Genomic DNA, 11,196 nt, shown 5'->3' on the forward strand with positions numbered 1-11,196 from the left:
GCCGTGGTCAGCGGCGCACCTGCAAGGTGACCTCGGCGGGACAGCACAGTTCGTCGCGCTGGTTGTACACGGCCACCTCGAGGTCCACCAGGTATCGACGATTTCCGCCCGCCGCATCCACCCGTTTTCCGACCACCGAACCGCGCGCCACCATGAAATCGCCCGCGTAGATCGAGCCGAGCAAGGACACCTTGCGCCGCACCACCCGGCTGTGGGGTCCGGCCCAGTCGGTCGCGACCCGGTCGACGAACCCGGCGATGTGCATGGTGTTGACGAAGATCGTCGGGTGCCCGTGCCGGCGTGCGTATTCCGGGTCGTAGTGCCCGGGGAAGTAATCCCACGTCGCCCCCGGATTCATCACGACACGCTGATAGTCGACCGGGTCGACCACCTCCGCGAGTTCGGTCGGGACCATTACGTCATCCCATGTCATGACCGGCCCGCCGGAGTGAAGCGAAACAGGGTGTTGCGGTTGACGGCCATCAACGTGTCGTCGGCGCGGTAGAACTCGTCACAGGTCTGCACGAAATGTCCGGTCCCCAGACGTGTCGTCTTCTCCGGGGACACCGAGACCACCTCCTCGATGACATGCAGTCGGTCGCCCTCGCGGATGGGTTCGAGAAACTCGGCCTCGTTGCCGGCGTTGATGAACGTCGTACCGGGCAGCGGTACCCGGATCGCGATCGACGGACGAGGCGCTTCGGTGGTCGGCAACCACGGCGGCGGAATCAGCCAGCCCATCACCATCGCGGGCGGAGCGAGCAGCCCGCCCCAGGTGTCGCGGGCGAACGCGTCGTCCCAGTAGGCCGGGTTGGCGTCGCGGACCATGGCCGCGAAATGCTGGATGCGCGCCGCGCTGACCGCGCTGCCCGCGTGTCTGGGTGCGGTGCGGGTGCCGACCATGCGCAGCGCGTCCGCATAGGTGCCGAACGCGAACTCATAGCCGATGTCCCCGCTCACCGCCGGCTCACCGGGCCCTGCCGGACGCGGGCGGCACATACCCCTCGGTGATGACATGCGTTGTCCGCGCCCGGCAGGTGATCGCAGAGATACCCGTTCCCAGGTCGTCGGAAACCGCGCGGATCGATGCCGAGGTCTTCAACCTAACCAGCCATGCCTCTCGTCCGCGCACGCGTTGCCTATTTTTACTATTTTAGGCATTCTAGGTCAACAAGGCGAAGGAGCTTGCCCGTGCCCACCACAATCCCGGTCGACCTGTCGGATTCATCCCTGTGGCACAATGGGTTTCCCGACGAACTGTTCGCCGAGTTGCGGCGGCATCAGCCGATCTTTCATCACGAGCTGACCGAAGGCGTCGCCAGGACCGTCCAGCGGGACTTCTGGATGACCACCAAGCTGCGACACGCCCAGCGGATCCACCGCGACACCGAATCGTTCACCGCGGTAGACGGCCCGCTCATCCAGGGCATCGGGCCTGCCGGCGCGTTCCCCAACATCATCAACATGGACCCGCCCGAACAGACCAAACGTCGGCGGGTGATGTCACACGCGTTCACCCCCCGCGCCATCGGCAAACTCGAGAACGGCATCCGCGCAAGGGCTACCGCGCTGGTCGACCGCCTGCTTGCCGCCGGCGGTGGCGATTGGATCCACGACGTGGCCGACGAGTTGCCGATGTCGGTCATCGGCGACATCATCGGCATTCCGGACGGGGACCGCCCCGAAATCTTCGCCACGTTGGACCGGATCCTGAAGGCGGGTTCGGACGACACCGACTTGACCGCGAAGGACCAGCTCGAGGCGTTCGGCAGGATCTTCGAGTATGCCGTCGAACTCACCGCCGAGAAGCGACGCCACCCGGTCGACGACATCTGGAGCACGCTGTCGACGGCCACCATCACCGACGAGTCCGGTGAGCAGTTGTCGATCCCGCAGACCGAACTCGAGACGTTCTTCTTCGTGATCGCGTTCGCAGGCAGCGACACCACCAAGAACGCGTTGGCCCGCGGGCTGCAGGCATTCGTCGCGTCACCGGATCAGCTCGACCGCTACCGCGCCGACGAAGCCGTCCGCGCGAGCGCCGTCGAGGAGGTGCTGCGCTGGTCGACACCCGTCGCGTTCTGGACCCGCACCACCAAAGTCGAGGTGCAGATGGACGATGTGACGATCCCGGCCGAACAGCGTGTCGTCGCGATGCTGCGCTCCGCGAACCGCGACGAAGAGGTCTTCGCCGATCCGTTCGACTTCGATATCGGCCGGGCGGACAACCCCCACGTCGCATTCGGCGGTGGTGGGGCGCACTACTGCCTCGGGGCGATGCTCGCTCGCGCCGAGTTGCGGGCGGTGTTCGACGAACTCCTCTGTCGCGCAGAAGAGATCAGCCTCGGCCCGGCGACGGTGACCCATCCCACGCTGGCCAACAACATGACCGTCTACGACGCGATGGCGATCTCGGTGACACCCCGATAGCCGGGATGTCACAGTCCCTTCGGTCTGGTGCCGACCACGCCGTCGGCGGCCAGCCGATCGAGTTCGGCGTCGGTCAATGCGCACAGTTCGGAAAGGACCTCGCCGGTGTGCTGCCCCAGGGTGGGTGGCGGGCGGCGCAGCCACTTCTCGGCACCGGTCAGCCGGGTGAACGGCGGACACGGGTAGAGCGCGGCGCCGGTGCTCGGATGCTCGAGCCCCTCGAAGAATCCGCGGTGGATCAGCTGAGGGTTCTCGGTCACCAGCGACGGCGAAACCACAACGGCGGCAGGAATTCCGGTGTCGGCAAGACGGTCGGCAACCGTGGCGGCGTGCTGCGTTGCGAACCACTTCGCGGGGTCGACATCTCGGCCGCCCATCAACTCGGTCAACGCGCGCCACTCGTCGTCGGTGCGGACGGTGACCGCGATCCAGTCGTCGTCACCGCTGCACCGGTAGACATCTTGTCGCAAGCCAGAGTGGCCCTGGTTGCCGCGCCGTTCCATCACCGACCCGAAGACCTCGAATTCCATTGTCTGAACGGCGGTCACGTTGAGCACCGACTCGATCATCGGGACCTCGACGAGCTGGCCGCGACCTGTCCGCTCGGTGAACTCGAGCGCCGCGAGAAGCGCGAACGCAGCGTGGGCACCGGCCAACGGATCACAGGCACCGCGCGGTGCGACCGGTAGGCCGTCGGGTCGGCCGGTGACCCAGGCCAGCCCGGCGATCTGCTCCATCGTCGGCGCGAACCCGACACGGTCGCGCCACGGGCCGTCCAGCCCGAACGCGGGCATCCGCACCACGACCAGGCGCGGATTGAGCGTGAGCAGCACCTCGGCGTCCAGACCGAACTGCTCCATCACCCGGGGCGAGAAGTTCTCGATCACCACGTCGGCCTGGCCGATGAGTTCTTTGACCAGGCGAAGACCCTCCGCGGTCTGCAGATCGAGGGTGACCGAGCGCTTGTTGGTGTTCATCGCGTGGAACAGCCAGCCGTACTCCCACCAGTCGTCGACATCCTGGCGCATGCCACCCGAGTAGCGGATGCCGTCGGGCCGCTGGATCGACTCGATCTTGACCACGTCCGCGCCGAAAGCGGCCAGCGCATGCGTGGCCGCCGGACCCGCCCAGAACGCGGTGAAGTCGACCACCCGCACACCGTCGAGCGGCGGCCCGGGGTTGGCTTCGGCGGAAGGGTGATCCCTTGGCGCCCAGAGCGCTTCGTCGTCCGCCTCACCCACCGCCGGTGCGCGACGGACCGGCGCCGGTCTGGCCGACGACATCAGCCACGGCGGGCGTGGCTGCCGGAAGCCCGACGGGTTGTCGACGTAGACGCCGCGCTGACGCAGATGGTCCATCTCGGGGATGCTCGAGCCGTTTCCGATCGGGGCGAGCGGTAACCGGAACAGTTCGCCGAGTTCGACGATCTCGGCGACCGTGCGGGACCGCATCCACGGACCGATGCGCTCGCGAATCCAGTCGCGATAGTCCCATCGGCCGAGTTGGAACTGCAACTGCGTGACCTCGGTCAGCTCGGGACACTCGACCATCGCGGCGAAGTCCAGCCACTGCTGCCCGGTGACCATGCTGATGCCGACGAAGCCGTCCTTGGCGGGCTCGATCGAGGGCACCTCCACCGATCGCGTGATCGGCGGCACCTGCAGCAGTTGCGAGTGCAGCCACTCGCTGCTCTGCATCAGCGTGATCGCCTCGAGCATCGACATGTCCAGGTGCACACCGCCCGCGCCCGCACGCGAAGCACGGTGCGCGGCGAGCGCGCCGTAGGCCGCCCACACCCCGCCCATGTACTCCCCGAGGTCGCCGCCGATCGAGATCGGCGGGCCGGCCGGGTCCCCGCGGAACCCGGTCAGCCCCGAAGCTGCCTGCAGGGTGAACTCGGTCGCGGGCCGCTGGGCCCACGGTCCGGTCCAGCCGAAGTCGGAGATGGTGACGACGACGGTGTGCGGCGCGCCGTCGAGTATCCGCCGCGGGTCAATGCCCTGTTCGGCAGCGGCCGACGCCGTGGCGGTGACGACGACGACATCGGCGCCAGCGAGTAGATCTTCGGAAAGCGCTGTCACACTTCGCTTCCCGGCATTGAGATAGCTGAACAACGGCGCGTCCGCGCCGTCAGGCGGCACGGCGCCGGTCGCGGTGTGACGCCGCAGCGGGTGCCCGGTGACCGGTTCCACCTTCACGACGTCGGCGCCTGCGTCGGTCAGGAGCTTGCCGCAGTAGTCGCCGGCGATCCGGTCGCTGACTTCCACGATGCGCAGATCAGACAGCGGAGTAAGCGCTGCGTCGCTCACGCGTAGGACCTCCGGGGTTTCTTTGTCATCTTAGTAACTATTGACCGATTGCGGGGCGGTGGGCCGCAGGTAGCGGGCTTGGCGCTGTTAGCATTGTGCCGACATGACCACGCTGGGAATCGGCCCGGAAGCTCGACGTCGGCTCGGTGCGCGCCGCACCGCCGAGATCGTTGCCGACGAACTTCGCCGCCAGATCATCGAGGGCGAGTTGGCCGACGGCGACCTGCTGCCGCGCCAGGAAGTGCTCGTCGAGCAGTTCCGGGTGAGCCTGGTGTCACTGCGTGAAGCCCTGCGGATTCTCGAGACCGAGGGGTTGGTCTCGGTCCGTCGCGGTAACCGCGGCGGCGCCGTCGTGCACGCCCCGGCCAAAGCCAGCGCGGCCTACATGCTCGGCCTGCTCCTGCAAAGCGATTACGTGCCGCTCAGCGATCTCGGCACCGCGCTGCAGGAACTCGAACCGATGTGCGCGGCGCTCGCCGCCCGCCGCGCCGACCGGGGAAAGACCCTGGTGCCCGAACTCAAGAAGATCAACGAGTCGATGGCAACCCACATCGAGGACGGCGCCCGGTTCACCGAGATCGGTGGCCAGTTCCACGACGCGTTGGTGCGCGGATGCGGCAACCACACCATGGTCGCGGTCGTCGGCAGCCTCGAGACACTGTGGACCGGGCATCTGAACTGGTGGGCCGCCGAGACCGCCGCCAGGGGAGAGTATCCGCCCCTGAGTAAACGGCGTATTGCGCTGTCGTTGCACAGGAAGCTGACCGACGCGATCGAGGCCGGTGAGGCCGAGCGGGCCCGCAAGCTGGCGACACGTCATCTCGCCGACACCCAGACCTACTTCCAGAGCGCCGACCCCGACCAACGCATCGTGGCGCTGTCCCCTCAGGCATTGGCACAGCGTAATCTTTGAAAGATGTGATATGCGTAGCGCTTTGGTGACCGGCGGCAGCGGCGGAATCGGTAAGGCGTGCGGCCGTAAGCTCGCCGACCTCGGGTATGACGTGGTGCTGACCGCTCGACGGGAGGCCCCACTACGCGAAGCGGCCGAGCAGATCGGCGCCCGATACGTCGTCGCCGACGCCAGCGAGCCCGAAAAGTTCCGACCGGCGGTGGAGGCGATCGCCGACATCGATCTGCTCGTGCACGCCGCGGGCGCCCTCGGCGGAACCTACGCGCGCAAGCAGACTTTCGAGCAGTGGCGCACGACGATGTCGGCGAACCTGGACTCCTGCTTCGTCGTCACCTCGGCCGCCCTGCCGAAAATGCGGCCGGGTTCGCGGTTCGTGTTCATCTCGTCGTCGGCCGCCCACGAGCCGATGCGCGCGCGGACGGCCTACTCGGCGTCGAAGGCGGGGATGAACGCGTTCGCCGGAGCACTGGCCCAGGAGGTCGACCGTGACGGCATCAACGTCCACGTCGTCACCCCCGGGCCGGTGGAAACCGACATGCTCCAGGAGGTGCCCTTCGAGATGTACGCGATCCGGGCGGCCGACGTCGCCGATGCGGTGGCGTGGCTGGACACCGTCGACTCCTCGGTAGACCTTCCCGAGATCAGGTTGCACGCCATCACCCGCGGCCCGAACGCGCCCACCCCGGTGGTGCCGCTGGAGGTCGAACGCCGAGCCGCCAGATCGTGATTTCGGCGTGATTTCCTGCGCTGTGAGAGCGCAGGTTTTCACGCCCCATTCGCCCGGCGGCGCTGGGAACCGACACCGGATGCTAGAACTAGCACCATGGCCGGCGAGACCATCCAACAGGTGCTGCGCGAACACGTGTCGTCGGACGCCGTCGCGGTCAAGTACGGCGACCGCCGCTGGACGTGGCGCGAACACCTGCACGAGGCGTCCGCCCGGGCCGCCGCCCTGCTGCGGATCGCCGACCCCTCCCGGCCCGTGCATGTCGGTGTGCTGATGGGCAACACCGCGGAGTTCCTCAACCAGATGGCCGCCGCCGGACTCGGCGGCTACGTGCTGTGCGGCATCAACTCGACCCGCCGCGGCGACGCGCTGGGCGCCGACATCCGCCGTGCCGACTGTCAGATCGTGGTGACCGACGCCGAACACCGGCCGCTGCTCGACGAAATCGACCTGGCCGGCGTGCAGGTGATCGACACCGACACAGACACCTGGGCGCAGATGGTCGCCACGGCAGGTGAATTGGTCCCGCTCCGCGAGGTCGAGCCGATGGACACCTACATGCTGATCTTCACCTCGGGTACCAGCGGTAACCCGAAACCCGTTCGGGTGTCGCACTTCATGGTGCTCATGTCGGGCAGTGCACTGGTCGAGCGGTTCGGGATCACCGCCCAGGACACCTGCTATCTGTCGATGCCGCTGTTTCACTCCAACGCGTTGGTCGGCGGCTGGGCAGTGGCCGTGGCGAGCGGCGCGGCGATGGCTCCCGCGAGGTTCTCGGCGTCGCGGTTGCTCGACGACATCCGCCGCTACGGCGCCACCTACATGAACTACGTCGGCAAACCGCTCGCCTATGTGCTGGCCACCCCCGAGCGCGCCGACGACTCGGACAACCCGCTGCGCATCGCGTTCGGTAACGAGGCCAGCGACCGCGACATCGAGGAGTTCCAGCGCCGGTTCGGCGCCACGGTATGGGACGGCTTCGGCTCCACCGAGAACGCGGTCATCATCACCCGCGAACCCGGCACCCCGAAAGGCTCTCTGGGCAAGGGCTTTCCGGGGGTGGCGATCTATGAGCCCGACACCGTGACCGAATGCCCGCCGGCGCGGTTCGACGCCACCGGTGCGCTGGTCAACGCCGACGAAGCCGTCGGCGAGTTGGTCAACACCGCGGGTGCCGGGTTCTTCACCGGCTATTACAACGCCGAGGACGCGACGGCAGAGCGCATGCGGCACGGCATGTACTGGTCGGGTGACCTGGCCTATCGCGACGCCGACGGCTGGATCTATCTGGCAGGCCGGAGCGGCGACTGGCTGCGCGTCGACGGCGAGAACATGGCCACCGCTCCGATCGAGCGCATCCTGATGCGCCGGGCCGACGTGGCGCTGGTCGCCGTCTACGCGGTGCCCGATGACGACGCGGTCGGCGACCAGATCATGGCCGCGATCGTGCTCGACGACGGCGCCGCGTTGCGCCCCGAACAGTTCGAGGAGTTCCTCGCCGCGCAGTCCGATCTGTCCCCCAAGGCGTGGCCCCGCTATGTGCGGATCGCCCGGCAACTGCCGACCACCGCCACCCACAAGATCCTCAAACGCGAACTGGCCGCGCAGGGCCCGACGGCGGGCGACGGCGAACTGTGGGTGCGCGAACCCCGCGGCAGGCGTTACCGCCGCGCATAGCCGACCGGACGGGCTACACCTGGCCGAGCGGCCGGCAGAGGTTCGACACCGGATTCCAGTACTCACCGGGTCCGCAGTTCAGCGGCACCGGCGACACCGGCGGCCTGCAGATGTTGGCGACCGGGTCCCACCACTGGCCGTTCTGGCAGTTGAGCGGTTGCGCCGACCCCGTCGCCGACATCACGACAGACAAGGCGGCGATCGGCGCGGCGGCCGCCGCCACCACCATCGAGCGACAGATGACCTTGTTCATGTGCCCAGCTTGCCCGAAACTCGAGCGTCTCAAACGGCGTTCGCCCCGGATGGTCAACGCACCAGGATGCGCAACTGCTCCCAGCCCCGCACCGTGGACGTCGGTGCCAATTTCGCTGTGTCGTAGTCGATGTCCCACTCGGGCCACCGGTTGAGCAGTTCGTCGAGAGCTACCCGGCCCTCCAGGCGTGCCAGGTTGGCCCCGAGACAGTAGTGCAGACCCTTGCCGAAGGTGAGGTGGCTGATGTTGTCGCGGTGGATGTCGAAGCGGTCCGGATCGGTGTAGCGGCGCGAATCGCGGTTGGCCGAACCGAACAGCAACAGCATTGCGCTGCCCGCCGGGACGGTTTGCCCGTACGCCTCGAAATCCTTTGCCATGTAACGGGCCACGTGCGGTCCGGTCGGCTCGAACCGCAGTGTCTCGTCGATGGCCCGCGACACCAGCGACCGGTCCTCGACGATTTCGCGGCGCTGGTCGGGATGTTCGGCGAGGACCTTGGCCAGCCAGCCGATCAGTCGCCCGGTCGTCTCGTTACCCGCCCCCGCCACCACCTGCGTGTAGTGCAGGACCTCCTTGCGGGTGAGCTTGCGGCGCACGCCGTCCTCGTCCTCGAACTCGACGTTGAGCAGCGCCGTCATCAGGTCGTCCGAGGGGTTGTTCGCCCGCCACTCGACGTAGTCGGCGTACATCCGGCCGTCGGCGATGGCGTCGGCCTTGGCGACCTTCATCGGCGCGCCCGGTTTGGTGCGCAGGTTGGCGTCGTTGCGGTCGCGGAACTCGATCTGCTGCGACTCGGGTATGCCGAGCAGCATCCCGATGACCCGCATCGGCATCATCGCGGCGAGTTCGGCGACGATGTCGAAGCTGTCCGACCCGACCAGCGGGTCGAGACACCCCACGCAGTAGGCGCGGATCTGGTCCTCGATCTCGGCCATTCGGCGCGGGGTGAACACCCGCGACATCAGGCCGCGCAGCATGGTGTGGATCGGCGGGTCCTCGAACATCATCACGCCCTTGGGCATGTCGAAGTCCGACTGGATCAGCTCGAGGATGTCGCTGCGCTGATTGGAGAACGTCTCCCAGTTCGACAGCGACTTCTCGACGTCGGCGTAGCGCGACAGCGCCCAGAAGTCGTAGCGTTCGTTGTAGTACAGCGGCGCCTCTTCGCGCAGCCGCGCGTAGGTCGGATACGGGTCCTCGACGATGTCGATGCGGTAGGGGTCGTAGTACACGGTCTGCGTGGACATCGGCTTCCTCTACTTCAACAGGCTGCCGGCGTCGACGGGCAGCGTCACGCCGGTGATGTAGCGAGCCTCCTCGGAGGCCAAGAACAGCACGGCGTTGCTGATGTCGACGGGCTCCACCCACGGGATCGGCAGGAAATGAAACGACTGGCAGATCGGCGCGAGGTCGTCGGGGCCGGGGTCGGGTAGGTCGGGCCGAAACATCCGGTAGGTCTGCTCGTTCATCAGCAGCGGGGTGCACACGTGGGTCGGGTGCACGGAGTTGACCCGGATCGAGTGCTGACCGAGTTCCACGGCGAAGGTCCGCATCAGCCCGACGACGCCGTGTTTCGCGGCGATGTAATGCCCGACCTGTGGGTAGGCCTTGGTGCCGCCCACCGAGCTGGTCAGGATGACCGAACCGCCGCGGCCACCGGCCAGCAGGTGCGGGACCGCTGCCTTGACCGTCTTCCAGACGCCGCCGAGGTTGACGTCGATGGTCTCGTCCCAGCGGTCGTCGGAGATCTTGTGCAGCTTGCGGCCGGTGGTACCGATGCCGGCATTGGCCACCACGATGTCGAGGCGCCCGAGCTGTTCGACGCCACTGTCGACGGCGGCCTTCAGCGCGTCGTAGTCGCGCACGTCGACCTCGGCGGTGACGACGCGGCGGTCCAGGTTCTTGACCAGGTCGGCGGTTTCGGCGAGATCCTCGGGGGTGGCGGCGGGTGCGGTGGAATCCGCGAATCCGCGGCAGATGTCCACCGCGATGATGTCGGCGCCCTCCTCGGCCAACCGGACCGTGTGACTTCGGCCCTGACCGCGGGCCGCACCGGTGACGAACGCGACCTTTCCCGCTACCCGACCTGGCATTCAGCACCCTTCCGTATTGTTGGGCGATCGCCCAACATCTAGGCTGTGGCCATGTCTAGCAGCACCGTCAGCGAACGGTCAAGAGGTGGCCGGGCGTCGCAGACACGTCGCGCATTGATCCGAGCGACCGCCCAAGTCATGCTCGACGAGGGCTACGCCGCCGCGACGTCGCGACGGGTGGCGGCCGAGGCGGGCGTGAAGCCGGCGCTGGTGCACTACTACTTCCCCACCATGGACGACCTCTTCCTGGCGGTGCTGCGCGACGGAGCCGAAACCAACCTGCAGAAACAACGTCAGGCACTGGCCGAGGACCGGCCCCTGCATGCGCTGTGGCGGCTCAACAGCACACACGGTGCCCGGTTGTTCATGGAGTTCATGGCGCTGGCCAACCACCGCAAGGCAATTCGTAGCGAGATCGCGTCGTATGCCGAGCGATTCGGCGACGTCGAGGAGAGCGCCATGACGTTGGCCATGCGCGCGCACGGGGTCGACGTCGAGGAATTTCCGCCGGTGGTGATGTCTATGATCGTCACGAGCCTTGCCCGCATCGTCCTGTTGGAGCGCGGGCTGGGCATCACGCGGGGTCACGCCCAGGCGGAAGCCTTCATCGAGCGCTATCTGAATCGCTTCGAACTGCCTGCACAGTGATCCAGACCGCACGGTCGCGACGGTAGTGACCAGCAGCACAAACACTTGAGATAACCTATGGCCAGATGAGAACTTATACGGGCTAAGTACGCACGGCTGACGGCATGACGACTACGACTTTGAGGGCGCACACATGGCTGGGAACC

The 11,196-nt window shown here is 67.2% G+C and carries 11 protein-coding genes; 5 read left to right on the plus strand and 6 right to left on the minus strand.

Features of this window, described 5'->3' with window-relative positions:
- Positions 1 to 7: 7 nt before the first annotated feature.
- Both ABQE89_RS18580 and ABQE89_RS18585 read right to left on the minus strand, forming a co-directional pair.
- Positions 8 to 433 (minus strand): MaoC/PaaZ C-terminal domain-containing protein, encoded by a 426-nt coding sequence (locus tag ABQE89_RS18580; protein WP_448419256.1) that lies wholly within the window; start codon positions 431 to 433, stop codon positions 8 to 10.
- Positions 430 to 960, minus strand: coding sequence for a MaoC family dehydratase (locus ABQE89_RS18585; protein WP_448419258.1), 531 nt, complete (start codon positions 958 to 960; stop codon positions 430 to 432). The genes ABQE89_RS18580 and ABQE89_RS18585 overlap by 4 nt, the downstream gene beginning before the upstream one ends.
- 231 nt (positions 961 to 1,191) lie before the next feature.
- On the opposite strand from ABQE89_RS18585, the gene ABQE89_RS18590 reads away from it, so the two are divergent.
- Positions 1,192 to 2,430, plus strand: coding sequence for a cytochrome P450 (locus tag ABQE89_RS18590; RefSeq protein WP_448419260.1), 1,239 nt, complete (start codon positions 1,192 to 1,194; stop codon positions 2,428 to 2,430).
- Positions 2,431 to 2,438: 8 nt separating this feature from the next.
- Here ABQE89_RS18590 and ABQE89_RS18595 read toward each other — a convergent pair whose 3' ends face one another.
- On the minus strand, positions 2,439 to 4,739 hold the full coding sequence (locus tag ABQE89_RS18595) for a CaiB/BaiF CoA-transferase family protein (RefSeq protein ID WP_448419262.1): 2,301 nt from the start codon (positions 4,737 to 4,739) through the stop codon (positions 2,439 to 2,441).
- Between the two features lie 103 nt (positions 4,740 to 4,842).
- Here ABQE89_RS18595 and ABQE89_RS18600 point away from each other — a divergent pair, with 103 nt between their 5' ends.
- The 3 genes from ABQE89_RS18600 (at position 4,843) to fadD1 (ending at position 8,056) form a co-directional block, all read left to right on the plus strand.
- A complete protein-coding gene (locus ABQE89_RS18600) occupies positions 4,843 to 5,652 on the plus strand; it encodes a FadR/GntR family transcriptional regulator (protein WP_448419264.1) in 810 nt (269 codons plus the stop codon).
- Positions 5,653 to 5,662: 10 nt separating this feature from the next.
- Positions 5,663 to 6,379: an SDR family NAD(P)-dependent oxidoreductase gene (locus ABQE89_RS18605; RefSeq protein WP_448419266.1), complete on the plus strand. Its 717-nt coding sequence runs from the start codon at positions 5,663 to 5,665 to the stop codon at positions 6,377 to 6,379.
- A 96-nt stretch (positions 6,380 to 6,475) separates the two neighbouring features.
- Complete coding sequence (gene fadD1, locus ABQE89_RS18610; RefSeq protein ID WP_448419268.1) at positions 6,476 to 8,056, plus strand: fatty-acid--CoA ligase FadD1; 1,581 nt, start codon at positions 6,476 to 6,478, stop codon at positions 8,054 to 8,056.
- A gap of 13 nt (positions 8,057 to 8,069) precedes the next feature.
- Here fadD1 and ABQE89_RS18615 read toward each other — a convergent pair whose 3' ends face one another.
- From ABQE89_RS18615 to ABQE89_RS18625, 3 genes are read right to left on the minus strand one after another with little or no spacing between them, the layout of a single operon-like run.
- Positions 8,070 to 8,309, minus strand: coding sequence for a hypothetical protein (locus tag ABQE89_RS18615; RefSeq protein ID WP_448419270.1), 240 nt, complete (start codon positions 8,307 to 8,309; stop codon positions 8,070 to 8,072).
- Between the two features lie 53 nt (positions 8,310 to 8,362).
- The gene (locus ABQE89_RS18620; protein WP_448419272.1) at positions 8,363 to 9,556 is read right to left on the minus strand and encodes a cytochrome P450; all 1,194 of its coding nucleotides are present in this window, start codon (positions 9,554 to 9,556) and stop codon (positions 8,363 to 8,365) included.
- Between the two features lie 9 nt (positions 9,557 to 9,565).
- Positions 9,566 to 10,402, minus strand: coding sequence for a mycofactocin-coupled SDR family oxidoreductase (locus ABQE89_RS18625; protein ID WP_448419274.1), 837 nt, complete (start codon positions 10,400 to 10,402; stop codon positions 9,566 to 9,568).
- A gap of 51 nt (positions 10,403 to 10,453) precedes the next feature.
- Between ABQE89_RS18625 and ABQE89_RS18630 the strand changes: the two genes are divergently transcribed.
- Positions 10,454 to 11,050, plus strand: a complete 597-nt coding sequence (locus ABQE89_RS18630) for a TetR/AcrR family transcriptional regulator (RefSeq protein WP_448419276.1) — start codon at positions 10,454 to 10,456, stop codon at positions 11,048 to 11,050.
- The last annotated feature ends 146 nt before the right edge of the window (positions 11,051 to 11,196 follow it).

The organism is Mycolicibacterium sp. XJ1819 (assembly GCF_053483675.1).